Below are 24,858 nucleotides of genomic sequence, written 5' to 3'. Positions count from 1 at the left end.
GGCCTCCCAACACGCCTCGCTTCCGTTCGCGGGACGCGGGCCGTCGATCAACTGGACTCGGATCTCGGCAACCCTGCGAAATCCTGAACACCACAAAAGGAGACACTCCATGAGCGTCGTCATCACGGTGGCACCCACCGGACCTATCGCCGCGAAATCCGACAATCCGCAGTTGCCGACGCAGCCCGAGGAGATCGCCGATGCTGTCGCCCGCGCCTACCTGGCCGGAGCCTCGGTCGCCCACATCCATCTGCGGGATGGAGCAGACCGACCCACCGCCGATCTCGACATCGCCCGGCGCACTATGGACCTGATCGCTGATCGCTGTCCGATCCTGATCCAGCTCTCGACCGGTGTCGGGCTGGATGTCCCGTTCGAACAACGCGCTGCACTCGTCGAACTCCAGCCACCCATGGCCACTCTGAACCCGTGCAGCATGAGCTTCGGGCCATCGGAGTTCCGCAATCCGCCCGCCGATGTCCGTCGACTTGCCGCGCGCATGCGCGACCTCGGTGTGAAACCTGAACTCGAAATCTACGACACCGGCCACCTCGACGCCTGCCTGCGCCTGCGTGATGAGGGACTGCTCAGCGACAAGCCGATGCAGTTCTCCATCGTTCTCGGCGTCGCCGGAGGCATGGCCGCGACTCCGGACAATCTACTGACCCTGGTTCGGCGACTGCCCGAGGACGCGGTCTGGCAAGTCATCGCGATCGGCCGCCGCAACCTCGAGCTCACAGCCATCGGTCTCGCTCTCGGCGGCAACGCTCGTGCTGGTCTCGAAGACAGTCTGTACCTTCGCAAGGGCGAACTCAGCCCCGGCAACAATCCGCTCGTCGAGCGTGCCGTCACCCTGGCTCGCGGTCTCGATCGCGATATCGCCACCGTTGAGCAAACGGCCCGGATGCTCGGGCTGACCGAGCTGACGAAGGCGGGCAAGTGATCGCGGCACCCACGATCGGAAGCGTCCACCCGTGAACAAAGTATTCGCCACGGCGAGCGAGGCCGTTTCTTGTATCGGGCATGGATCGTCTTTAGCGGTAGGAGGTTTCGGCTTGTGCGGCATCCCGAGTGAGCTGATCGCCGCGCTCCTGGATGGCGGCGTGAGCGACCTCGAGGTGTATTCGAACAACTGCGGTGTCGATGACTTCGGCTTGGGAGTCTTGCTGTCAGCCGGTCGAATTCGCCGAATCACGGCATCGTATGTGGGAGAGAACAAGGAATTCGCACGGCAATACCTGTCGGGTGAATTGGAAGTGGAGCTGACCCCGCAAGGTACCCTCGCTGAGCGTTTGCGGGCCGGTGGTACCGGAATCCCTGCCTTCTACACCCCAGCCGGTGTCGATACGCCGGTGTCCGAGGGCGGTCTGCCGTGGCGGTATCGCACTGACGGATCTGTCGCCGTCGCGTCTCCTGCCAAGGAAACCCGCGTCTTCGGTGGCAGAACCTACGTGCTCGAGGAGTCGATCGTGGCCGACTTCGCTCTCGTGCACGCCGAGTTCGGCGACGCCGAGGGCAATCTCGTCTTCAACAAGACTGCGATGAACTTCAACCCCCTGGCGGCGATGGCAGGGCGGATCACCATCGCTGAGGTCGAGCACCTGGTGGATCCGGGCGACATCGATCCCGCGCAGGTCCATGTTCCCGGTGTGTTCGTCCAGCGGGTAGTGCCCACCGGCGTCCCGGACAAGCGAATCGAGAAGCGGACGGTGTCGGCATGAGCTGGTCACGAGCGCAGATGGCGACCCGGGCTGCCGCTGAGATGATCGACGGTGAATACGTCAACCTCGGTATCGGTCTGCCGACGCTGATTCCCAACTACCTGCCGCCAGGCGTGAAGGTCACCCTGCACTCCGAGAACGGGATCCTAGGCACTGGACCGTACCCAACCGAGGCGGAGGTCGACCCCGACCTGATCAATGCCGGCAAGGAGACAGTGACCGTCAACCCTGGGGCGGCATTCTTCGACTCGGCGTTGTCGTTCGGAATGATCCGCGGCCGACACATCGACACCGCGGTCCTCGGCGGCATGCAGGTGTCACGCACGGGTGATCTCGCGAACTGGATGGTGCCGGGAAAAATGGTCAAGGGGATGGGCGGTGCCATGGACCTGGTGCATGGTGCTCGTCGCGTCATCGTCGTCATGGAGCACACCGATCGTGCCGGTGATCCCAAGATCGTTGAACGGTGCTCGCTTCCACTCACCGGCAAAGCAGTGGTGCATCGCATCATCACCGACCTGGCGGTGATCGATGTCGCGAATCAGGGCCTGGTGCTGCGCCAACTCGCACCCGATGTCAGTACCGAGCAGGTGAGGGCCGCGACCGGTACCGACCTGATCATCGACCTGCGAGGGGCAGAATGACAATGGATCGCCGGTCCGTCATCGTCGCTGGGGCGCGGATCCGGTGGGACGCCTACCGGGGGCGTTGATAGACCATCGGGTTCCGACCTGATCCGGCGCGCTGCGCAGGGCAGGGCTCGCGCCGGATCAGGTCGAGTGCACGATCCTGGACCAAACGATGCCCTCGCAATTCGGTGCCCACGGTGATCTCGCACACAGCCCCGCGAAACCGGTTCGTACGGGCAATCTTTCGCCCACCAGCGGAGGTCCGACCAGTAACCCGAACGGCTGGAATCGAGTATTGACGCATGCAGAATAGGATCAATGGCGCTTTCCGCTCGTCGGATACACCTGACGAGGGACCGAGTCGGTACACACAACGTGTGGGCCGCGATCGACTTCCCCGCAAAAGGCCGATTCGAGCGGATGCGCTACGCAACCGCCGTCACATCCTGGTCGCCGCCCGGGAACTGTTCGCAGAACGCGGTCTGGCCGTCAGCCTCGATCAGGTCGCCCATAAGGCCGCACTCGGGGTCGGTACGGTCTACCGACACTTCTCAACGAAGCAAGACCTGATCCACGATGCCTTCGAGGACGTCCTGGCGGACTTGGTGTCACATGCCGAAGCCGCCGCCGTAAACCCGGATCCGTGGCAGGGCATCGTCGAGTTCTTCGATGCCGCTTTCGAATACGCCGCTCCTGATCGCGGGCTGGCGCAGCTGCTCATCGTGACTCACGACGACCTGCGTGAGACTAGAGATTCGCTCGAGGCCGCGCTCGTACGACTGATCGAGCGCGCCCGTGCCGCGGGCGCTGTGCGCGATGGTGTGGGCATCGGCGATCTCTACGTGCTGACGGTGATGATCGACGCTGTGGGCGAGCGGGTCTCACCTATCGACCCCGACGCGTGGCGGCGTTATCTCGACCTCGCTCTGGACGGATTGCGAGCTGACGGCACCCCGCGCCACAGAATTCGTGGCCGTGCGCCGAAACTTGATGAGATACACGCCGTCCAACGGTCGTCTTCGGACCCGGAACGGAAGGGTGCTGTCGATCATCGCGTGTAACCGTTGTCGAGCAGCTGTTCGAGGATCAATAACGCTTGAAATCATGCCTTTATGATGATGGTGTGATCGATCCTCAGATTCGTCGCCGTCCAGGAGGCCGGTCGGCGCGGGTGCGCCGCGCAGTACTCGACGCAACGCTCGCTCTGTTGTTCGAGGATGGCGAACGAGAGCCGAGCCTGGCCGAGATCGCCGCGCGTGCCGACGTTCACGAGACGTCTATTCGCCGACGATGGGGGACGCGCGAGCAGCTCATTCTCGATGCGTTGCTCAGTCATAGCGACAAGCATCTGCCGATACCGGATACCGGGACTTTGCTCGGCGATCTGACCGCCTTCGGCACTGAACTCGTGGCCAACCTGTCACAACCACTCGGCATCGCGATCGATAGGGCGTTGGTCGCTGCGGCGAGTGACAGCGGGGAAGTCGAGCGGATGCGGGTCGACTTCTGGCGCACGCGGTTTTCCGCCGCTCGCGATATGGTTACGCGCGCAATCGCACGTGGCGAACTGCCAGAGACGGTGAATGCCGACCTGCTCTTGGAAATGTATATCGCTCCATTGCATTTCCGCACGTTGCTTACCCGCACTCCTCTGGACGCCGCCCTGCCCGCGCGGCTCGCGCGCGTCGTGGTGGCAGGCTCAGCAGCGTTGTCCGACAGCGACGCCGAATAGATCTTTCCGATCTCAGTCCAACGCAGAGGTTTCGACTGCAAAGCCGACGGATGGGCGCGGTTGAACAGCCGGTAGCCGACCGGTGTATGCCGGCTTCGAGAACGAGGAGGGAAACCATGTCTCGACGCCCTGATGATGATTCGACATCGCATCGGACAGGTCTGTTCCAACGTCGAAACCCCGCCGGTCTCCGCTCCGCGGTGGTATCGACGCGGCGAACCAGATATGTGATCAGCGGGCGCCTCTCGGATGGACCGCACGACGCGACGATCTCCGAATCGCTGAGTTACGCGCAGGACAGCCCGGACCGAACGGTGATCTACCTCTTCCCCGCGCCGGTTCCGAAGGATGTTCACGAACTGGCACAGGCGTGGGCGCTGCACCCCGTGCTCGCCGAGGACCTGCTGCATGCCGGCCAGCGTCCGAAGCTCGAGCGCTACGGCGAGGTCCTGTTCCTCGTCGTCCGCTCCGCGCGGTATATCGACGAGACAGAGGATGTCGACTTCTCCGAGTTCCATGTCCTGGTGCGTCCGCACGCGGTGGCGGTGCTATGCCAGGACGGGCGATGGATAGACGGCGCCGACGCAACCGAACTTCTAGGCGACGCGGCAGCCGTGGCCGACCGCAGCAGTCACACGCTGCTCGACGACGAGCATCTTCTCGACCTCGGGCCCGAAGCGATTCTCTATCGGCTGCTCGATGCCATTGTCGACGGCTACGCTCCGGTGCTTCGTGGGCTCGCTGTCGACAAGGAGCAGATCGAGCGACAGGTATTCGGTGGTGACGCTGCCGTCGCAGAACGGATCTACCGGCTCAGCGAGGAAGTCATCGATCTGCAGCAAACGACTAGCTCGCTCAGCGAAGTGCTCGACGCTCTTCGGAGAGGATTCACCCGCTACGGGATCCCTGAGCCGCTGCAGGCTTATCTGCAAGACGTAGCCGATCATCTCACCCGAGTCGACATACGAGTATCGGAGTACCGCGATGCTCTCGCGCAGATCCTGAACGTCAACGCGACACTGGTCGCGCAGCGGCAAAACGAGGACATGAAGAAGATTTCCGGGTGGGCGGCGATCCTGTTCGCCCCCACCCTCATCGGCTCCGTTTACGGGATGAACTTCGACCACATGCCGGAGCTGCATTGGATGCTCGGATACCCGCTCGCTATCGGCATGATGATTGCATTCGGTGCCGTCCTCTTCGTCATCTTCCGCCGCAAGAAATGGATGTGATCTCGGTGGCGACGATGTCATCGCACCTGGGACTTTGAGTTCAGCGTCGGCCTCGCGCGGGAGAACACAGGCTCGAGAATGTTCTGACCTGCGGAAACCGTTGTCGCAAAGTGATGGCCTCGGCGGGGCGCATCGAAATGGGAGCGGGGACGACTTGCGGCTTTCGCGCAGTCGCTGACTGCGCCCATCGCGGCCTAAGTGAGACGAGAGACCGTCTCCTCCGGGACTCCCCAGGCGGACAGCAGCTTTCGGATCTGTTCGGGATCCTTCGTCAGTGCCGCCGGGGTGGTAGTGGGGGTGCGGGTGAACCGCGGGGCGGGGGCGGGCTGGCGGAGGCCGTCGATGTCGATGAAGGCGTGGCGGGCCTGGTTGTGGGGGTGCTCGTGGGCTTCCCACGGGGTGAGGACGGGGGTGACGCAGGCGTCGGAGTCGGCGAAGCGGGCGGCCCATTCGTCGCGGGTTCGCTCCTTGAATTTCGCGCCGATGACCTCCTTCAGACGCGGCCATCCGGTCGGGTCCAGCTGGAAGGGGAGCGCTGGATCGTCGATCTCGAGGATGGTGAGAAGCTGCGCGTAGAACTGCGTTTCGACGCACCCGACCGCCACGTACCCGCCATCGGCGCATTCGTAGGTGTCGTAGAACGCCGCGCCGCCGTCGAGCGGATTTTCCCCGCGCGGAGCGTTCCACAGGCCGGCCTGGTGCATGCCGTGCATGAACGCGGTGAACAGCGCCGAGCCGTCCACCATCGCCGCGTCCACGACCTGGCCTTGCCCGGACCGAGCGCGTTCGTAGAGTGCGGATATCACACCGAGCGCCAAAAGCATTCCGCCACCGGCGAAGTCGCCGAGGATATTGCCCGGCGGCACCGGGCGTTCGCCCGCGCGGCCGATCAGGTGGAGCGCGCCGGAGAGGGCGATGTAGTTGATGTCGTGTCCGGCCCGAGACGCCAGCGGGCCGTCCTGGCCCCACCCGGTCATGCGGCCGTAGACCAGCCGCGGATTGCGCGCGGCGAGATCCTCCGGCCCGATGCCGAGGCGCTCGGCGACGCCGGGTCGATAGCCTTCGACGAACACATCGGCCCGGTTGATCAGCGCGTAGAGGGTTTCGCGGTCGGCGGGGTCTTTGACGTTCAGCGCCACGGAGTGTTTGCCGCGGTCCAGCGGACCCTCCGGCGGAGTGAGTCCAGCGCCGGGTGCGCCGCCGCGATCGACGCGCAGCACCTCGGCGCCCAGGTCGGCGAGGATCATGCAGCCGAACGGAGCGGGTGCCAGCCCCGCCATCTCGACGACCTTCACCCCGCGCAGCGGTCCGGCATTCACAGCGAGCGTCCGATGATGAGCTTCATGACCTCGTTCGCGCCGCCGTAGATCTTCTGGATCCGGGCGTCGGCGTACATCCGGGAGATCGGGTACTCGGCCATATAGCCGTAGCCGCCGAACATCTGGAGGCATTCGTCGGCGACCCGGCACTGCTGCTCGGTGAGCCACCACTTGGCCTTGGCCGCGGTGGGTACGTCGAGTTCGCCGCGCAGGTGCTTGGTGATGCAGTCGTCCAGGAACGACCACGCGATGGTCTTGATGGTGTCGCACTCGGCGAGGGTGAACTGGGTGTTCTGGAACGCGAACAGCGGCTTGCCGAAGGCTTCGCGTTCCTTGGTGTAGGCGAGGGTCATCTCGACGGTCTGCTCGATCGCCGCGGCGGCGATGGCACCGATGATCAGCCGTTCCTGCGGCAGCTGCTGCATGAGCTGGATGAAGCCCAGCCCCTCGGTCGTCCCCAGCAGATTCGACCGCGGCACCCGGACGCCGTCGAAGAACAGCTCGCAGGTGTCCTGGCCGTGCTGGCCGATCTTCTCCAGGTTGCGCCCACGCCGGAATCCGTCTCGCTCGGTTTCCACCACGATCAGCGACACCGAGTCGGCCCCTTTGCCGTCGGCGGTCTTGCAGGCGACGATCACCAGGTCGGACAGGTAGCCGTTGGTGATGAAGGTCTTGGCCCCGGTGATGACGTAGTCGTCACCGTCGGTGACCGCCTTGGTCTTGATGTTCTGCAGGTCCGAGCCGGTGCCGGGCTCGGTCATGGCGATCGCGCCGACGAGCTCGCCTGCGGCCATCCCGGGCAGCCAGGCGAGCTTCTGCTCCTCGGTGCCGTAGGTGTTGAGGTAGTGCGCGACGATCCCGCTGTGCACGGGGTTGCCCAGGCTCGGGGCCAGCGCGCGGATCTGCTCGACCAGGATGACGGCCTCGTGGGCGAACGTGCCGCCGCCACCGCCGTACTGTTCCGGGATGCTGGGGCACAGCAGCCCCAGTTCGCCCGCCCTGTTCCAGATGTCGCGATCGATGTGATGTTGCCGCGCCCAGCGGTCCTCGTTGGGGGCGCATTCCTTCTCGAAGAACCGGCGCGCGAGGTCCCTCAGCGCGTCCAGGTCTTCATCCATCCACGGCGATCGGTGCAGGGCCACGAGTGAACTCCTCTGTTCTTGTCGGCTCCGCTGTGACGCTAGGGCGGTGCCGCGCCGGCGGCGATGACCCGGTCGATCGCGGGCTTGACCAGATCGCTCACTCGGCGGGCGGGTGCTGATACGACCCGGGCGGGCTGCCGGTCCAGCGGCGGAAAGCGCGGGAGAACGCGCTGGGTTCGGAGAAGCCGAGGCGGCGGGAGAGCGCGGCCACGGTCTCCTCGCCGCGAACCAGGCTCGCGATCGCGGCGTCGCGCAGGATCTCCTCGCGGATATCGCGCGGCGTGGTGTGCTCCTCCTGCAGCCTGCGGCGCAGGGTCTGCGGGCTCATCAGCAGTTCCCGCGCGATGTCGTCGACGGTCGGCCATCGGCCCGAGAGGCCACGTTCGAGGATGCGCCGCACCTGCGCGGCCAGCGATACCGAATAGCTGCGGGTACCGATCACACCCGACGGGGCGTCGCGCAGGAAGGCGGTCAGGTCGTCCTCGGTGCGCACGATCGGCGCGTCCAGCTGCGCGGCGTCGAAGACGAGTGTCGGCGCCCCCGCCGAAAAGACCACGGGCGCACCGAAGATGATGTCGTAGTCGTCGATCTCGGGGTCCTGCGGATACGGGAGCTCCACCCGCAGCAGCCGTAACCGCCTGCCGATCATCCAGCCGAGGAAGCGGTGCGTGGTGGCCAGCATGGTGTCGACGAGAATGGCGATCGGGTGGGCGATGGCGCTGATATCGAAGGCCAGCCGCGCTTCGTCCTCGGCCTCGGTGAACACGATCGCCGGGAACCCGGGCAGCGACCGTTCGAAGCTCTCGAAGCGGCGGATGCCCGCGCCGAGGGTGGGCGCGCTGATCAAGCCGAAGCACACCACCCGGAACATTCCGCGCGGGACGGGCTGCAGGCCGAGACCGAGCAGGTCGTCATCGGTGGCCAACCACACCCGCCGCACCAGCTCGGCGCCCTGTTCCCAGGTGACCCGGGAGCGTTCCTCCGACAGCAGGGTGGGCGGGATACCGGCCTGCGCCAGGAGCGCGTCCACGTCCCAGCCGCGGTGCGCGGCCAGGTCGACCATGGCGCGCACCCGGCCGATGGGCAGGGTGTTCTGGGCGTCGGAGGAGGGCACGGGCCAGACCGTATCAATCGAATCCGGGCGCGACGGTCAGGTCGAGCGTTTCGGTCAACGCGCAGAGAGATTCGGTCATCGCAGCCAGGGGTGCGCGCTCCCTACCGTCGAGTCAGGCACTGCCCAACGACGCGCACAGGAGAGACAGCCGTGGCCGACAACGAGGGTTTCAACCTCGATCACCTAGACACTTGGGGCGAGGAACAGCGGTTCAAGGTCGACGCCGAGCAGACCATCGCGTACGCCGAAGCCACCAACGACCCCATCGCGCAGCACCTGGACGGTACCTACGCGCCGCCGGTCTTCGCGGTGGTTCCCGCGATGGTCATGATGGCCGACGCCACCATGTCGGTGGTCCCCGACGAACTGATGATGCGAATCCTGCACGGGGAGCACGACTTCCGGCTCCACCGGCCGATCGTGCCCGGCGAGACCCTGACGGTGCGCGCCAAGCCGATCGGCGTGGAGGGCAAGTCGTCGGGCGTCGTGGTGACCACGCTGATGGAGACCCGCGGCGAAAGCGGTGATCTGGTCAACGAGCAGTACTTCATCGGGTTCTTCCGGGGCGGACAGTTCGAGGGGTCTGTCGGAACAGCCAGTCCGGACCACGCCTTCGACGAATCACTGCGCGCCCGCGAGGCCGACTTCACCACGGTGCAGAAGTTCGACGAGGACCAGACCTTCCGCTACTCCGGGCCCGCCGAGGATCCGATGCCGATCCACCTCGACGACGACTTCGCGCGGGCGATGGGGTTGCCCGGCATCATCATTCACGGTCTGTGCACGATCGCGTTCACCTCGCACGCGCTGATCACCGAGATCAGCCCGCAGGACCCGACGCGGCTCAAGCGTCTGGCGGTGCGACTGACCAAACCCGGTCTGCCGCTGGAGACCATCACCACCAGCGTGTGGCGCAAGGGAGTGGTGGGCGACCGCGAGGTCTACGCCTACGAGACGGCGGGCGACGAGAAGCCGGGCAAGTTCCTCATCACCGACGGCCTGGCCGAGTTCGCCACCGCCTGAGCCGCGCCAACTTTCAGGAGTGATCATGTCCAACAGAGTGTTCGTCGTCGGCGTCGGCATGACGAAGTTCGAGAAGCCGGGCCGCCGGGAGGGCTGGGACTACCCGGCCATGGCCAAGGAATCCGGCACCAAGGCGCTCGCGGACGCCGGAATCGAGTACCGCGCGGTGGGCGAGGCCGCCGCGGGCTATTGCTACGGCGACTCGACCAGCGGCCAGCGCGCGATCTACGAACTCGGGATGACCGGCATCCCGATCGTGAACGTCAACAACAACTGTTCCACCGGATCCACCGCGCTCTACCTCGCGGCCAGGGCCATCCGGGGCGGTTTCGTGGACTGCTCGCTGGCCATCGGCTTCGAGAAGATGCAGACCGGTTCCCTGGAGTCGCAGTGGAACGACCGTGAACAGCCGCTCATGAACCACATCCAGGCGCTGGCCGAACTGCGGGACTTCGCCATGCCGGTGGCGCCGTGGATGTTCGGCGCGGCGGGTGTCGAGCATATGGAAACCTACGGCTCAACGCCCGAGCACTACGCCAAGATCGCCGAGAAGAACCACCGGCACTCGGCCAACAATCCGTACGCGCAGTTCCAGGACGTGTACACCCTCGACGAGGTGCGCGAGGCGAAGATGGTCTACGAGCCGCTGGGGATGACCCGGTTGATGTGCTCACCGACCTCCGACGGCTCCGCCGCCGCCGTGCTCGCCAGTGAGCGTTTCGTCGACGAGCACGGGCTCGGCGATCGGGCGGTCGAGATCGTCGGCCAGGCCGTGGTCACCGACCTGGAATCCAGTTTCACCGCCAAGACCGCCCGCGCGCTGGTCGGCATCGACATGACCGCGGCCGCCGCGCGCCAGGTGTACGAGCAGGCCGGAATCGGGCCCGAGGACGTCGACGTCATCGAACTGCACGACTGCTTCGCGCCCAACGAACTGCTCACCTACGAGGCGCTGGGGCTGGCGGCCGAGGGCGAGGGCCACAAGCTCATCGACAACGGCGACACCACCTACGGCGGTCGCTGGGTGGTCAATCCCTCCGGCGGCCTGATCTCGAAGGGCCACCCGCTCGGCGCGACCGGCCTGGCGCAGTGCGCCGAGATGACCTGGCAGTTGCGCGGTGAGGCCGAACAGCGGCAGGTGGTCTCGGCCGCCGCCGCCTCCGGTGTCGCGCTGGCGCACAACATCGGGCTCGGTGGCGCGTCCTTCGTCACCGCCTACCGCCCCGCGAACCGCTGACGCGCGGTCGCGGCACCACAGATCCGTTCCATCACAACGCATCAGGAGAAAAGATCATGGCCAAGGCCAACGTTTCCAAGGAATTCCCCGTCGCACAGGACAAGCTGTGGGCGGCGATCTCCGACCCGCGCCGGTTCGAGGAATGGCTGACGGTGCACACCAAGTGGAAGTCCGAGCCGCCGGCCCAGCTCTCGCAGGGCGCGACCATGGCCGAGGTGCTGACCATCATGGGGATGGCCAACACCATCGATTTCACGGTCGAGACCTACGACGCTCCCCACACCACGAAGTTCTCCGGCACCGGGATGGCGGGCGCGAAGATCAGCTTCACCCTGTCCGTGGCGGCCGACGGCGCCGACGCGTCCACCGCCACCATCGACGCCGAGTTCATCAGCCAGATGATGGTCGGCGCGATCGGCGGCGCGATCGAGCGCGCCACCACCAAGGAACTGACCGCCTCGCTGGACAAGCTCGCCGCGCTCGTCGGCTGAGTCCCCGCACCTTCTACACAGACGGAGAAACCCATGGGTTCAATGGAGAACCGTGTCGCCGTGGTCACCGGCGCGGGACGCGGCATCGGCCGTGAGCACGCCCTGCTGCTCGCCCGCGAGGGCGCGAGCGTGGTCGTCAACGATCTCGGCGGCGGAAACGACGGCAGCGGCACCGACACCGGTCCGGCCCAGGAGGTGGTGGCCGAGATCCGCGCCGCGGGTGGGTCGGCCGTCGCCAACACCGACAACATCGCGACCTGGGCCGGCGCGCAGAATCTGGTGCAGCAGGCGATCTCGGAATTCGGCGGCCTCGACATCGTGGTGAACAACGCGGGCATCCTGCGCGATGGCTTCGTCGCGGGTATGGATGAGGCGCAATGGGATTCGGTCATCGCGGTCCATCTCAAGGGACACTTCGCGGTGCTCCACCACGCCGCCGCCTACTGGAAGGACCAGAGCAAGGCGGGCACGCCGGTCAACGCCGCGGTGATCAACACCGCCTCCGCGTCGGGCACCTTCATGCCCAACCCGGGACAGGCGAACTACGGCGCCGCCAAGGCGGGCATCGCCGCGCTCACCGAGGTCGCCGCGGTGGAGCTGGAGCGCTACGGCGTGCGGGTGAACGCCATCGCGCCGGTCGCGCGGACCCGGCTCACCCTGGCCACCCCCGGCATGGGCGCGATCTTCGCCGAGGAAGTGGACGAGGGCGAGTTCGACGCGTTCAGCCCGGCCAACATCGCGCCGGTCGTCGCCTACCTGGCCGGCACCGACTGCCCGCTCACCGGCAAGGTGCTGGCGGTGCAGGGTGGCGCCATCTCGCTGCTGCAGGGCTGGACCACCAAGGAGACGGTGGAGACCGACGGGCCCTGGCTGCTGGACAAGCTGCCCGCGCAGCTGAACCACTGGTCCAAGGCCGAGTAGTGATCGGCGAACGGCGTGCGGGTTACGCCGGATATCGCACCCGTGAGCTGTTTGTCGAAGGCGCGGGGCCGAAGCTGGTGCTGGTGCACGGCTTCGGCCACCCCGCACCCTGTTGGCGGCCGGTCCTGGAGCGCTGCGCCCGTGCCCACCGGCCGGCCGTCGCGATCGATCTGCCCGGCTTCGGGCTGGCGGACCCGCTGGCGCCCGGACCGGCGCTGCCCCAGCTGGTTCGCTTTCTCGAGGCCGTCGTCACCGCCCAGGGGGCGAGCGCGCCCGTGGTGCTGGTGGGCAATTCGCTCGGTGCCGCCACGGCGGTGCGCATGCTCGACACCGTGCCGGGACTGCCGGTCCGCGGACTGGTGGCCCTCGATATCGCCACCGACCAGTGGACTCCGCTGGTGAAGACGCTGCTGGTCGCCGACGGTCGGGCCTTCACGGCGGCGGCCGGACTGCCGCTGCCCCGGCTGCTGCAAGGCTCCGCGTCGCGGCGGCTGGTGGCCCGGCTGCTGTACGGCGATCCCCGCGCGGCCGACCCGGCGATGGTGCGGATGCTGGCCGACCAGTTCTCCACCCGCACTCGGCGACGCGAGCTGGCCCGTCTCGCCACCCGCTTGAAGGCGGAGGTGTCGGCGGCCGCCCGGACCGGCGACATCGCCTGTCCCACCATCGTGGTGCACGGTCGGCGCGATCTGGTGGTCGCCCCGGCCGCCAGCCGCAATCTGCACGCGGCGACACCGGGCAGCCGTCTCGTCCTGCTCGACGGCATCGGCCACTGCCCGCATCTGGACGCCCCCGACGACATCGTCGCGCTGGCGACCGAACTCGCGGGACCGATGCACACCGCACACGCCGGCACCGCGTGACTTCGATCTGCGATCAGTGAGGAACAACCATGACGGATACAGCGGCCGCGGTACGCGGCAAGGTTGTCGCGATCACCGGCGGCGCCCGCGGCATCGGGCTGGCGACCGCCACCGCCCTGCACCGGCTGGGCGCGCACGTCGCGATCGGCGACATCGACGAGCAGGCGGTACGGGCGTCCGGGAAGTCGCTCGGACTCGACGTGTACGCGACACTCGATGTGACCGACCCGGATTCGTTCGAGGCCTTCCTCGACGAGGTGCAGACCCGGCTCGGACCGGTCGACGTGCTGGTGAACAACGCGGGCATCATGCCCGTCGGCCTGATCGCCGACGAGCCGGACGCGGTGACCCGGCGCATTCTCGACATCAACACCTACGGCGTCATCGTCGGAACGAAAGCGGCTGTGCGGCGGATGCTTCCGCGCGGCCGCGGCCAGGTGATCAATGTGTCGTCGATGGCGGGCGAGACGTACACGGCGGGCCTGTCCACCTACTGCGCCAGCAAGTACGCCGTGATCGGTTTCACCGAGTCGGTGCGCGTGGAGCATCGCGGGAGCGGACTCGACTTCTCGCTCATGCTGCCGTCGTTCGTGAACACCGAGCTGACCGCGGGCACCAAGGGCATCCGGGGTTTTCGTAACGCCGAACCCGAGGACATCGCCGCGGGCATTCTCTCGCTCATCGCACGTCCGCGCCCCAAGCTGCGCGTCAGCCGGGTGTTCGGCGCGGCGGTCGTGGCACAGAAGTTCCTGCCGCGCCGGGTCGGCGAGGCGCTGACCCGATTGCTGGGCGGTGAGCATGTCTTCACCGATGACGTCGATCCGGTGCAGCGCCGGGCCTACGAAGAGCGTGCCCGCGCGCAGGGCGACTGATCAGCCCGTACGACACCATCGTTCGATCACACGAGGACGCCAGCAATGACGAATCGGTCCACAGACCCCCAGCCCGCCACCATGTGCGAGGCGTTTCAAGAGACGGTGCGCCGCTACCCGGACGAGGTCGCGCTGCGCACGGTGGGTGGCGCGGTCACCCTCACCTGGCGGCAGTACGCGGATCAGGTGCGCAGGGTCGCGGCGGGCCTGGCGGGGCTGGGCGTCGCCCCGGGCGACACCGTGGCGCTCATGCTCACCAACCGACCCGAGTTCCACGTGTGTGATACCGCGGTCCTGCACCTCGGCGCGACCCCGTTCTCGATGTACAACACCAACCCGGCCGACATGCTGGCGTATCTGTTCGAGAACGCGGGCAACCGGGTGGTGGTCTGCGAGCGCCAGTTCCTGCCGACGGTGCTGGCCGCCCGCGAGCTCGGCGGCGCGGTCGAGCGCGTGGTGTGCGTCGACGACGCCGACGAGGAGTTCCCGGCCGGTGATGCCGCCGCCGGCGTGCTCACCCTCGACGACCTCGTCGCGGCCCCGGCCGACGGTTTCGACTTCGACGCGGCCTGGCGGGCGGTGGGTCCGGAGGACCTGCTCACCATCGTGTACACCTCCGGCACCACCGGCCCGCCGAAGGGCGTCGAGCTGACCCATCGCAACTTCATCGAGAACGCGCGCGTCATGGCGGAATTCGGTGGCATCGGGGCGGCCGATCGGGCCATCTCGTATCTGCCGGACGCGCATGCCGCCAACCGCTGGTTCGCCCACTACGGCGGCATCCTGTCCGGTGCTCAGGTCACCACGGTCGCGGACATGAAGACGATTCTCGCCGCGCTGACCGAGGTGCGGCCCACCCTGTTCCTCGGCGTTCCGCGCGTCTGGGTGAAGCTCAAGGCGGCGATCGAGGCCGGGCTCGACGAGGAGCCGAGCGCGCTCCGGCGGCGGTTGGCGTGGTGGGCGATCGAGGTCGGCCGCCACCGCGCCCGGCTGGCGTCGGCGGGCCGCTCGCCGAGCGCGCTGGACGCGGTGCGGTACGCGATCGCCGATCGGGTGGTGCTGTCGCGCGTGCGGGCGAAGCTGGGCATGGACCGACTGCGGATCGGTGTCACCGGGGCCGCGCCGATCCCGCCCGAGGTGCACGAATTCGTGCTGGCACTCGGAGTTCCGCTCAGTGAGGGCTGGGGAATGAGTGAATGCACGGCCGCCATCACGGTCAACCGGCTCGAGCGCATCAAGCTCGGCACCGTGGGAACCCCGGTGCCGGGGGCCGAGATCCGCATCGCCGAGGACGGTGAGGTGCTCGCCCGCGGCCCCATGGTCATGCGCGGCTACCGCGCCGATCCCGAGAAGACGGCGGAGACGATCGACGCCGACGGCTGGCTGCGCACCGGCGACATCGGCGAGATCGACGCCGACGGCTATCTGCGGATCGTCGACCGCAAGAAGGAACTCATCATCAACGCGGCAGGCAAGAACATGTCGCCGACCAATATCGAGAACACGCTCGCCGCCAACAGCCCGCTGGTGGGCGCCGCCGTCGTGATCGGCGATCAACGCCCCTACAACGTGGCGCTGATCTGCCTGGACCCCGACGCCGCCGCGGCCTTCGCCGCCAAACACGATCTCGCGGACACCGCGGTCGCCACGCTGGCGGGCCACCCCGTCGTCCGCAAGGCCTTGCAGGCCGGCGTGGACACCGCGAACGCGAAACTCGCCCGGGTGGAACAGATCAAGAAGTTCACCGTCTTGACCGAGACGTGGGAACCGGGCAGCGCGTACCTGACCCCCACCGGCAAGCTCAAGCGCAAACCCATCGCCACCGACTACCGCGCCACCATCGATGACCTCTATCGATAGTCTCGCCGCCGACCCACCGCGCGCGGTCCTGCGCGCCCGCCGCCGCAGGCATCTGCTCGCGGCCGCGGGCGAGGTGTTCGCCCGGCAGGGCTACCACGCGGCGACCATGGACGAGATCGCCCACCGCGCCGGCTTCAGCAAACCGACGGTCTACGTGCAATTCCCGAGCAAGCTCGCGCTCTATCTCGAGGTTCTGCAGAACCACATCGACGACCTGATCGAGGTGGTGCGCACCGCCCTGCGTTCGACCACGGGCAATCGCGCGCGGGTGCACGCGGTGGTCGCCGCCTATTTCGACTTCGTCGACCACAACTCCGTGGGCTACCACCTGATCTTCGAATCGGACGCCACGATCGAACCCTCCGTCCAGTGGCGCGTCGGCAACGCCATCGACGCCTGCGTGACCGCGGCCGCCGATCTCATCGCCCACGATGGCGACCTCGATCCTTTCCGCGCCCGCATGCTCGCCGTCGGCATGGTCGGGGCCAGCCGCTCCGGTGCCGCGCACTGGGTCGAATCGAACCGCGAGATCCCCAAGGCGGTCGCGGTGCGGCTCACCGCCGAGCTGTGCTGGGGCGGACTGGCCGGGATCCCGCTGCGCGACGACATGTGAGGGATGTCGCGAGCGTTCGGGTCAAGGGTGTGAGCGGCGCGATCATGGTCGGCCCGCACTCACGAATCTACGTTTATGCGCACTGCCTGCTGATAGGGGAATTCGATGTTCGTCGGCATGTTCGGACTCGCTCAACGCCTGTCGTCCGCTTGCTCGATCGGGGCGAGGACACGATGAGGGCCCGATCAGCAGTAGGAAGGTCGCCGGCCGGAGCGACCACCGAGCAAGCGCCGCTGTCGGCCGTCTTGCGCAAGAACTTCACCGATACCGTGGTGTCGGGATTGCGCACCACGGGCCGCCTGGTCCGGCTGTCGAGCGAATCGGTGAGTGGGGCCGCGAGCGATACCGTCCGCCGTCGATTCCCCTGGCAGGAGATGTTGCGGCAGGCCTGGTACCTGATCACCGTCACGACCTTGCCCGCGGTCCTCATGGCCGTGCCGTTCGGCGTCATCGTGTCCGTGCAGATCGGAAACCTGATCCATCAACTCGGCGCCGACTCACTGCTCGGCGCGGCCAGCGGGCTCGGGGTGATCAAGCAGGGGGCGCCCATCGCCACCGGGCTGCTGCTGGGCGGCGCGGGTGCGGCGGCCATCGCGGCCGATCTCGGCGCGCGCACCATCCGCGAGGAAGTCGACGCGCTGCGGGTGATGGGCATCAGTCCGGTACATCGGCTGGTGATTCCGCGCATGGCGGCCATGGTGCTGATCGCGCCGCTGCTCAACATCTTGATCATCGTCACCGGTGTGGTCGCGGGCTTCACGGTCGCGGTCGGCACCCAGGGTGCGGTATCCGGCAGCTACTGGGCCACTTTCGGTTCCTTCACCACGGTGACCGATATCGCGATCTCGCTGTTCAAGGCGGTGTTGTTCGGGTTCATCGTCGTGATGATCGCCTGCCAGCGCGGATTGGAGGCGCGGGGCGGGCCGCGCGGGGTGTCCGACGCGGTCAACGCCTCGGTCGTGTTGTCGGTGGTGGCGATCCTGGTGGTGAACCTGGTGATCACGCAGCTGGTCACCATGTTCGCGCCGACGAGGCTGGCGTGATGGCGGCGACTCCCTACGCGCCCAGAGGGTTACGGCACGTCTACCGGATCGTGCGCCATCGCGAGCGGGCCCTCGCGCCGATCGACTCGGCCGGGTTCGTCCTCGGTTTCGTCTGGCAGGTGCTGTCCTCGATTCCCCTGACCCTACGGCACTATCGCGCGCAGACCCTGCGCACCACCGCCGAATTGACTTGGGGCCGTGGCTCACTCATCGTCGGCGGTGGCACCCTGCCCATGCTGGTGGTGTTGGGCATCGTGCTCGGTGCCGGCATGGGGATCGAAGCGTTCGCGACGCTGAACATGATCGGGCTCGGACCGCTCACCGGCATCGTGTCCGCCTTCGCCAGCACCCGCGAACTCGCGCCCATCATCGCCGCCATCGGCTTCGCCGCGCAGGCGGGGTGCCGGATGACCGCCGAGATCGGTTCCATGCGCATCTCCGAGGAGATCGATGCCATCGAATGCCTGGGCTTGCGGTCGGTGCCGTTCGTCGTGACGACCCGGGTCATCGCCGGGGTGCTGGTGCTGGTGCCGTGCTTCGTGGTGACGCTGATCCTGGCGTATCTGTCGTGTGCCGCCGTGGTGGTCAGCGTGCACGGGCAGGCGGCGGGGGTCTACGCGCACTACTTCGACCAGTTCGTCAGCGGCGGCGACGTCCTGGCGGCGGTGGGCAAGGTGCTGGTGTTCGGGCTGGCGGTGATCCTGATCCACAGCTATCAGGGGTTCTTCGCCACCGGCGGGCCCGAGGGCGTCGGTATCGCCTCCGGGCGGGCCGTCCGCGCCAGTTTCGTCGCCATCATCGCCCTCGACATGGTGCTGAGCATCATGCTGTGGGGCTTCCACTCGTCGATCACTTTCACGGGGTAGACAGATGCCGAAATACGGAATGCCCGGCGTCGCCGTCGATGAACGGGTCTCGCGCAGAGCGGGATTCGCGGCCCTCGTGGTCGCGGCGGTGGTCACGGCGGCGGGGCTGGGCATCCAGTCCCTGCGCGCGGAGGCGGGCATCGAGGTGGTGCTGCGCACTCCGCTGGTCGGGGACGGCGTGGTCACCGGAGCCGACGTCCGCCTCGACGGGGTCACGGTCGGCCGGATCGCCGACATCGCCGTCGACGAGCGCGGTTCGCCGCGCCTCACGCTCCGATTGGACGATACCCAGCTCGCCGGTCTGACCGACAGCCTGCTCGTGGACTACGCGCCGTCGAACATGTTCGGCATCAGCGAGGTCGAGCTGCGGCGCGGGCCCGGCGGAGCGCCGCTGCGCGACGGCGCGGTGGTCGATCTCGCCGGCGCCGAGGCGCACCGGGTCTCCGACGCCACCATGGGCGCGCTGATGCGCTCGCTCGCGGCGACCACCGACCAGGTGCTCACACCACGGCTGACCGATTTGCTCACCCGCCTGGCCGGCGATCTGAAAGCCTTCACGCCGATCCTGGAGGCGGTGGTCATGCTCGGGCGTTCGGTGGCCGACACCCAGCGGCTGGACCCCTCGTACCTGATCGGCCGGTACGCCGACACCCTCGCCGGCGCCGCGCGATTCAGCGCGGGCACCATCGAACTGCTCGACCGGATCAACAACATCGAGGCGCTGCGCGGTGACCGACGGGCCTTCGACGGCGGCATCCAGATGATCGTCGAGCAGCTCTTCGTGCCCGGTGTCTCCGAGCTCGCGCTGAGCCTGCGACAGCACCTGGGCGGCTACGCCGAGATCCTGACACCCCTGCTCACGGCCGCCGCCGCGACCGTCGCCGACCCGCGACGATCGAGTGCGGAGGTACGCGCGCTGCTGGCGGGTGTCGATCGCTCCTTCGTCGACACCCCCGAGGGGCCGGTGCTGCGACTCGAGGTCGTCGTAAGCACGATTCCGGTGCTCGCGCCGGTGCTGGGTGGTGGTCAGCGATGACATCCATTGCGGGAGTGAGCGTCCGGCTGGGGCTCTTCGCCGTCGGCATGGTGGTGCTGCTGGTCGGGGTGATCAGCGCCATCACCCGTCCGGTGCCCGGCGACACCGACACCTTCACCGCGATGTTCACCGACGCCAACGGCCTGAAAACCGGCGACGACGTGCGCATGTTCGGCGTGCAGGTGGGCAAGGTCGGCGAGATCGGGCTCAGCGGCGGGCAGGCCGAGGTGCGGATGAGCGTGCAGCGCTCGCATCCGGTGTACGACACCAGCACCCTGGTCATCCGGTACCAGTCACTGACGGGCCAGCGCTACCTCGACATCCGCCAGCCCGCCGTCGCCGGGCACCGGCTGACCACCGGGACCACGATCGGCACCGAGCACACGGTCCCGTCCTTCGACATCACCACGCTGTTCAACGGACTGCAGCCGGTGCTGGCCGACTTCTCGCCCGCCGCGCTGAATCAGCTGGCGCAGAGCGTGCTGGCCGTGGTCGAGGGCAACGGCACCGGCATCGGGCCCGCGCTCGACGCCATCGAACGGCTCAGTCGCTACGTCACCGATCGGCAGACCGTGATCTCGGCGCTGGTGCGCAATCTCGGCGACATCGCCGGACAGCTGGGCGGGCGATCACCCCATCTCGAGACGTTGATCGCCGGACTCACCGACTTGTTCACGGTGCTGGAGCAGAAGGTGTACGGGTTGGTCGACTTCGCGGTCACCGCCCCCGGTGTACTCGGCCCGATCGACAGTCTGGCGGCCACGCTCGGCCTGAACGTGGGCTACAACGCCGACGCCGACGCGCTGATCCGGACCGCCATTCCGGATCCGGACACGGCGGTTCAGGCGCTCGGGCGGCTGCCCGGGTTGTTGCAGTCGCTCAACACCCTCATCCCGGCGACCGGCCCCGGCGTCGACCTCACCTGCTCGCGCGGCCGAGCCGAGGTTCCCGGCGTCGTCGCCGTCCTGATCGATGGCCGGAGGATCTCGATTTGCAACCGATGAAGGACAAGTGGCGCAGGCGTGCCCCGGGACAACCCGACGAGGCGACGCTCGCGCGGCGGGAACTGCGCTGGGGACTCGGCGGCGCCCTGGCGGTGGTGACACTGCTCGCTGCGGGCACGATCCTCTACGTCGCCCCGGTCGGGCGCGCCGAATACACCGCGGAGCTGACCGAGTCCGGCGCCATCCGTCCCGGCGACGATGTGCGAATCGCGGGCATCCCGGTGGGCAGCGTGACCTCGCTCGTACTGCGCGATGACCGGGTGCGAATGACCTTCACCGTCGACGACGCGGTGCGGCTCGGCGACAAGACGACCTTGGCCGTTCGGATGCTCACGGTAGCGGGCGGCCACTATCTGGCCGTGTCCCCGGCGGGCACCGAACCCCTGGGCAGCACACCGATTCCGGCGGATCGGGTGCGATTGCCCTACAGCCTCGGGCAGGCGTTCCAGGACGCGGCTCGACCGATCGCCCAGGTCGACGGCGACACCGTGCGCAAGAATTTCGCCGCCCTGCAACAGTCGCTGGATCGCAGCCCGGACGGTCTGCGGCAGCTGGGTACCAGCATCGACGCGGTCGTCGACATCCTCGATCGACAGAACCAGGACGTCTCCCAGGCGCTGTCGATCGCCGGCGAATATCTCACCTCGATCAACGCCACCTCGCAGCTCTACGGGCGGCTCAACGCGGAGTTGAGCCTGGTGGAAACGCTGCTGCTGGACAAGAAGTCGGAGATCGCGGTGTCGATCCAGTTGCTCGACAACGTCTTCTCCCGCATCGCCGCGCTGGAGCCGGCCTACGCGAACACCCTGAAGCCGATGGCCGCCGAACTCGCCCGCGCGCTACCGGAACTGCGGTCGCTGGGCGATCGGTTCGACGGTCTGATCGGGTCGTTGCGCGACACGATCGCGCGGCTGGGCGAACTCAGCGGGCCGGACGGGCTCGCGATCGACCATTCGACCGCGGCCGTACGCACCGGCGGAGTGTGCGTTCCGGTACCGGGAAGGACCTGCTGATGTTGCGGCGACTCTTCGCTTCCCGGGGATTCCTGTCGGTCTCCGGTGTCGTACTCGTCACCACAGCTGTCGTGGGCGGGTATGCCGTCGCCACCGATGCGGGACGGCCGACACGCGCCTACTGTGCCCTGATGCCCGACGCCATCGGGTTGTATCCGGGCAGTCACGTGACGCTGCGCGGTGTGCGGGTGGGCGCGGTGTCGGCACTGCGCCCCGAGGGCACGGGAGTGCGGGTGGACTTCCGGGTAGACGCGGATCATCCGCTGCGCGGGGCGGTTTCCGCCGTCACCGTGTCGGACACCCTGGTCGCCGACCGGGACCTGGCCGTGCTCACCGAGGGCGCCGGCGCGTCCGAGTGGGACCAGCGCGCCTGCGTCACCGACACCCTCACCCCCAAGAGCATGACGCAGACGATGGCGGCACTGGAGAAGCTGTCCGGCGCGCTCACCGCGGGCGAGGATCCGGCCGAGCGCCAACTACTCGGCCGCGGCCTGGCCGCCTTCGACCGGGCCACCGCGGGCACCGGCCCCTCCTTGAACACGCTGATCCGCGCACTCGGCTCGGCCCTGGATTCGCCCGACGCCGCCATCGGCAACATCGGCGCGCTGATCGATGCGATGTCCGAACTGGCCGCGAAACTCGGAACCCACTGGGGCGCGGTGGAACAGACGCTGACCCGGCTGGGCGAGACCCTGCGCTACGTCAACGGCGAGCTGCTCCCCGTGGTGGTCGATGCCATCAACCGCCTGAAAGTGATCCTGATCTGGTTCAACGACCTCACCCGTACCTTCGGTGGCGCCCTGCTCGACGGCCTCGACGCCACGGTTCCGCTGGTCCGTCTGCTCAGCGCCAACGTGGGCTCACTGCACGAGCTCGTCGACATGATCCCGCCGATCACCGCGGCCTTTCGCAAGTCCGCCGATCCCGAGACAGGATTGACCGCAATCGACTACGCGCCACCGAAACTCACCGTCGCGCAGCCCGAGGCCGACCAGGTCTGCGCCGCGATCAACGCGCTCACGCCCGGCGGCTGCGCGAACAGCGGCGCCGCGATGGCCGATATCGACCTGACCCGTCTGATTCTCGGTGCCGGGGGTGCGCGATGAGACACGCTGTCGCCAAGAGCTTGTCCGCGCTGACGGTGACCGCGGCGCTGGCCGGTTGCGCGTTCGATCCCTCCGCGCTCACCCCGCCCGGAGCCGGGGTCGACGGGCCGACCTACCGGCTGCACATCGAATTCGCCGACGCGCTGAACCTGCCTGCCCGAGCGCAGGTGGTGGCCAATGGCGTCCAGGTCGGCGACCTGCGCGCCGTCACGGTCGTCGATCCGACGCCGAGCAGCGCGGGCTACGTGATCGCCGATGTCGAGATCAGCCGCGCGGTCCGCCTGCCGGTGGACACCCGCGCGCAACTGCGCCAGAACACGCTGCTCGGCGACGTGTTCATCGCGCTGTCCGCGCCGACGGGCCAAGCGGTGTCGCTCCCCGACAACGGCACCATCCCGCTGGCGCGCAGTGAACCGGCGCTGCAGGTCGAGGACGCGCTGGCCGGGCTGGCGACGTTCGTGCAGGGCGGTGCCGTGCATCAGTTCCAGGACATCGTCAACCGGATGAACACGGTGCTGCCCGCCGAACCGGCCGACAGCGCCCGCATCGCCGAGGTTCTCGGCCGAGATCTCACCGACGCCGCCGCGCACCTCGACGGTGTCGGCGCGCTGCTCGACGGCGTGCACGCCAATACGCAAGTGCTGGTGGACAATCGCCGCGCGTTGAGCGAACTGCTCTCCGAGACCGGCGCGACCCACGTCACCGAGGCGGTGCGCTCGATCATCCTGGTCCTCGGTGCTTTCGGGGCGCTCGGCACCGTCGCGCACAGCCTGGAATGGCTGGGCCCGACCGTCGTCGCGGGCGACGCCGCGGCCAAGGCGCTGCTGCCGATGCTGTTCACCGACCGGCCGCTGGACCCGAACGCGCCGTCCAACCTGAACACCCTGGTGTCGCTGATCCGCGATCGGTTGCTGCCGTTCCTCGAACGCGGGGCGAAGGTCGACGTGGTGCCCGTGCTCGGTGCCACCGGCGACCGCGCCGAGCAGACCGCCCGCATCGTCGACACCCTGCGCATGATCGGACTTCTACGATGACCCGCGGCGTCACCGCCTCCCTGGCCGCCCTCGCCGGCGTGCTGCTGATCGGCATCAGCTACCTGACCTTCAGCGTGGTCGGGGTGGACTGGTTCACCCGGTACACCCGGTTGACCATGGTGCTCGCCGATTCCGGCAGCCTCGGCCCGCGGTCGCCGGTGCTGCTGTCGGGCATCCGGGTCGGTGAGGTCACCGGCGTACGTACCGTCGCCACGGGCGTGGAGGTGGCCCTGCGCGTCGACGACGAGTACCGGATTCCGGTGGCCAGCACCGCCGTCATCGAGAACCTGTCGGCGCTCGGCGAGCCCTACGTCCAGTTCGTCCCGACCCGGGCGGTCGCGCCCTACCTGGCCGACGGCCAGACCATCGAGACCCGCGCGGTGCGCACCCCGACCTCTCTTCCCGAGGTCGCCCGCCGGGTGACCGAACTGCTGAACCAACTCGACCCCAGCACGATTCGCTCCCTCATCGACACGTTCAGCCAGGGCTTGGCGGGCACCGAAGCGATCATGCCCCAGTTGGCGCGGTCGACCAGTTTGCTCGCCGCCACCTTGCTCAGCCGCACCCACAAGATCCGCGCCCTGCTCACCGACCTGCAGACCCTCGGCGGCGAGATGGACTGGACCGGAGCCGCGCTGGCCGACGCCGGGCCCGAATGGGGCGCGCTCGGCGGCACTTTCGACGATGCGGCCGAGGCTGTCGCGGCCTGGGCGAACATCGGCGACGTTCCCGCCGACTACACCACCGGGACCGGACTGGTGCCGTTCCTCGACCAGCTACGGGACCGGGTCGACCGCGTCGGCCCCGAATTGTCGGCGCTGGTTCCCGTGCTCGCTCCGCTGGCCCAGAACTCGACGTCGGCGCTGCGCCGGATCGACCTGGGCAGTTTGATCTCGCAGGCGCTGGAGGCTGTCGGCGAGGACGGGAGGCTGCGCGTGCAGATCCACGTCAAGTAACGCCCTTCACCCTCGAGCTTGCAGGAGTCAC

Annotated in this window: 25 protein-coding genes; 22 read left to right on the top strand and 3 right to left on the bottom strand. The window is 67.9% G+C overall.

The genetic code is table 11. From position 1 onward, the window contains the following. The first annotated feature begins 109 nt into the window (after positions 1-109). From Q7X29_RS27180 to Q7X29_RS27155, 6 genes are all read left to right on the top strand, one after another. Entirely contained in the window at positions 110-943 is an 834-nt protein-coding gene (locus tag Q7X29_RS27180) for a BKACE family enzyme (protein WP_316575781.1), read from the top strand. A 31-nt stretch (positions 944-974) separates the two neighbouring features. Continuing rightward, on the top strand, positions 975-1,721 hold the full coding sequence (locus tag Q7X29_RS27175; protein WP_316575780.1) for a CoA transferase subunit A: 747 nt from the start codon (positions 975-977) through the stop codon (positions 1,719-1,721). Then, complete coding sequence (locus Q7X29_RS27170) at positions 1,718-2,365, top strand: CoA transferase subunit B (RefSeq protein ID WP_316575779.1); 648 nt, start codon at positions 1,718-1,720, stop codon at positions 2,363-2,365. Before Q7X29_RS27175 ends, Q7X29_RS27170 begins: the two co-directional genes overlap by 4 nt. Positions 2,366-2,727: 362 nt before the next feature. After that, positions 2,728-3,411, top strand: coding sequence for a TetR/AcrR family transcriptional regulator (locus Q7X29_RS27165; RefSeq protein WP_316575778.1), 684 nt, complete (start codon positions 2,728-2,730; stop codon positions 3,409-3,411). Positions 3,412-3,473: 62 nt separating this feature from the next. Continuing rightward, positions 3,474-4,082 carry a TetR/AcrR family transcriptional regulator C-terminal ligand-binding domain-containing protein gene (locus Q7X29_RS27160; protein WP_316575777.1) on the top strand — a complete coding sequence of 203 codons (609 nt, stop codon included), beginning with the start codon at positions 3,474-3,476 and terminating at the stop codon, positions 4,080-4,082. Between the two features lie 227 nt (positions 4,083-4,309). Next, positions 4,310-5,314 (top strand): magnesium and cobalt transport protein CorA, encoded by a 1,005-nt coding sequence (locus Q7X29_RS27155; RefSeq protein WP_316575776.1) that lies wholly within the window; start codon positions 4,310-4,312, stop codon positions 5,312-5,314. A gap of 194 nt (positions 5,315-5,508) precedes the next feature. Here Q7X29_RS27155 and Q7X29_RS27150 read toward each other — a convergent pair whose 3' ends face one another. The 3 genes from Q7X29_RS27150 to Q7X29_RS27140 all read right to left on the bottom strand — a co-directional run bounded on the left by Q7X29_RS27150 (position 5,509) and on the right by Q7X29_RS27140 (position 8,889). Further along, entirely contained in the window at positions 5,509-6,633 is a 1,125-nt protein-coding gene (locus Q7X29_RS27150) for a CaiB/BaiF CoA transferase family protein (protein WP_316575775.1), read from the bottom strand. Further along, positions 6,630-7,751, bottom strand: coding sequence for an acyl-CoA dehydrogenase family protein (locus Q7X29_RS27145; RefSeq protein ID WP_316575774.1), 1,122 nt, complete (start codon positions 7,749-7,751; stop codon positions 6,630-6,632). The genes Q7X29_RS27150 and Q7X29_RS27145 overlap by 4 nt, the downstream gene beginning before the upstream one ends. Before the next feature lie 121 nt (positions 7,752-7,872). Further along, the gene (locus tag Q7X29_RS27140) at positions 7,873-8,889 is read right to left on the bottom strand and encodes an AraC family transcriptional regulator (protein ID WP_316575773.1); all 1,017 of its coding nucleotides are present in this window, start codon (positions 8,887-8,889) and stop codon (positions 7,873-7,875) included. 150 nt (positions 8,890-9,039) lie between these two features. Here Q7X29_RS27140 and Q7X29_RS27135 point away from each other — a divergent pair, with 150 nt between their 5' ends. The 16 genes from Q7X29_RS27135 (at position 9,040) to Q7X29_RS27060 (ending at position 24,827) form a co-directional block, all read left to right on the top strand. After that, entirely contained in the window at positions 9,040-9,912 is an 873-nt protein-coding gene (locus Q7X29_RS27135) for a MaoC/PaaZ C-terminal domain-containing protein (RefSeq protein ID WP_316575772.1), read from the top strand. A 25-nt stretch (positions 9,913-9,937) separates the two neighbouring features. Further along, positions 9,938-11,149, top strand: coding sequence for a lipid-transfer protein (locus tag Q7X29_RS27130; protein ID WP_316575771.1), 1,212 nt, complete (start codon positions 9,938-9,940; stop codon positions 11,147-11,149). A gap of 56 nt (positions 11,150-11,205) precedes the next feature. Further along, positions 11,206-11,640, top strand: coding sequence for a type II toxin-antitoxin system Rv0910 family toxin (locus tag Q7X29_RS27125; protein ID WP_280347141.1), 435 nt, complete (start codon positions 11,206-11,208; stop codon positions 11,638-11,640). A 33-nt stretch (positions 11,641-11,673) separates the two neighbouring features. After that, the gene (locus Q7X29_RS27120) at positions 11,674-12,561 is read left to right on the top strand and encodes an SDR family oxidoreductase (protein ID WP_316575770.1); all 888 of its coding nucleotides are present in this window, start codon (positions 11,674-11,676) and stop codon (positions 12,559-12,561) included. After that, a complete protein-coding gene (locus tag Q7X29_RS27115; protein WP_316575769.1) occupies positions 12,561-13,424 on the top strand; it encodes an alpha/beta fold hydrolase in 864 nt (287 codons plus the stop codon). Before Q7X29_RS27120 ends, Q7X29_RS27115 begins: the two co-directional genes overlap by 1 nt. A 29-nt stretch (positions 13,425-13,453) precedes the next feature. Further along, complete coding sequence (locus tag Q7X29_RS27110; protein ID WP_316575768.1) at positions 13,454-14,296, top strand: SDR family oxidoreductase; 843 nt, start codon at positions 13,454-13,456, stop codon at positions 14,294-14,296. A gap of 45 nt (positions 14,297-14,341) precedes the next feature. Next, positions 14,342-16,156 carry an AMP-dependent synthetase/ligase gene (locus tag Q7X29_RS27105; RefSeq protein WP_316575767.1) on the top strand — a complete coding sequence of 605 codons (1,815 nt, stop codon included), beginning with the start codon at positions 14,342-14,344 and terminating at the stop codon, positions 16,154-16,156. Further along, a complete protein-coding gene (locus Q7X29_RS27100; protein WP_316575766.1) occupies positions 16,140-16,769 on the top strand; it encodes a TetR/AcrR family transcriptional regulator in 630 nt (209 codons plus the stop codon). The genes Q7X29_RS27105 and Q7X29_RS27100 overlap by 17 nt, the downstream gene beginning before the upstream one ends. Positions 16,770-16,942: 173 nt before the next feature. Beyond that, positions 16,943-17,812, top strand: a complete 870-nt coding sequence (locus Q7X29_RS27095) for an MlaE family ABC transporter permease (RefSeq protein WP_316575765.1) — start codon at positions 16,943-16,945, stop codon at positions 17,810-17,812. Further along, complete coding sequence (locus Q7X29_RS27090; protein ID WP_316575764.1) at positions 17,812-18,678, top strand: ABC transporter permease; 867 nt, start codon at positions 17,812-17,814, stop codon at positions 18,676-18,678. Before Q7X29_RS27095 ends, Q7X29_RS27090 begins: the two co-directional genes overlap by 1 nt. Before the next feature lie 4 nt (positions 18,679-18,682). Beyond that, complete coding sequence (locus Q7X29_RS27085; RefSeq protein ID WP_316575763.1) at positions 18,683-19,714, top strand: MlaD family protein; 1,032 nt, start codon at positions 18,683-18,685, stop codon at positions 19,712-19,714. After that, complete coding sequence (locus Q7X29_RS27080) at positions 19,711-20,718, top strand: MlaD family protein (RefSeq protein ID WP_316575762.1); 1,008 nt, start codon at positions 19,711-19,713, stop codon at positions 20,716-20,718. Before Q7X29_RS27085 ends, Q7X29_RS27080 begins: the two co-directional genes overlap by 4 nt. Continuing rightward, on the top strand, positions 20,715-21,731 hold the full coding sequence (locus Q7X29_RS27075) for an MlaD family protein (protein WP_316576351.1): 1,017 nt from the start codon (positions 20,715-20,717) through the stop codon (positions 21,729-21,731). The genes Q7X29_RS27080 and Q7X29_RS27075 overlap by 4 nt, the downstream gene beginning before the upstream one ends. After that, positions 21,731-22,837: an MlaD family protein gene (locus tag Q7X29_RS27070; RefSeq protein WP_394358743.1), complete on the top strand. Its 1,107-nt coding sequence runs from the start codon at positions 21,731-21,733 to the stop codon at positions 22,835-22,837. Before Q7X29_RS27075 ends, Q7X29_RS27070 begins: the two co-directional genes overlap by 1 nt. Continuing rightward, positions 22,834-23,871, top strand: a complete 1,038-nt coding sequence (locus tag Q7X29_RS27065) for an MlaD family protein (protein WP_316575760.1) — start codon at positions 22,834-22,836, stop codon at positions 23,869-23,871. The genes Q7X29_RS27070 and Q7X29_RS27065 overlap by 4 nt, the downstream gene beginning before the upstream one ends. Further along, complete coding sequence (locus tag Q7X29_RS27060; RefSeq protein ID WP_316575759.1) at positions 23,868-24,827, top strand: MlaD family protein; 960 nt, start codon at positions 23,868-23,870, stop codon at positions 24,825-24,827. Before Q7X29_RS27065 ends, Q7X29_RS27060 begins: the two co-directional genes overlap by 4 nt. The last annotated feature ends 31 nt before the right edge of the window (positions 24,828-24,858 follow it).

The sequence above is a fragment of the Nocardia canadensis genome, from assembly GCF_032656385.1.
Classification (GTDB): Bacteria; Actinomycetota; Actinomycetes; order Mycobacteriales; family Mycobacteriaceae; genus Nocardia; species Nocardia canadensis.
This window is presented reverse-complemented; position numbering and strand designations above follow the sequence as displayed.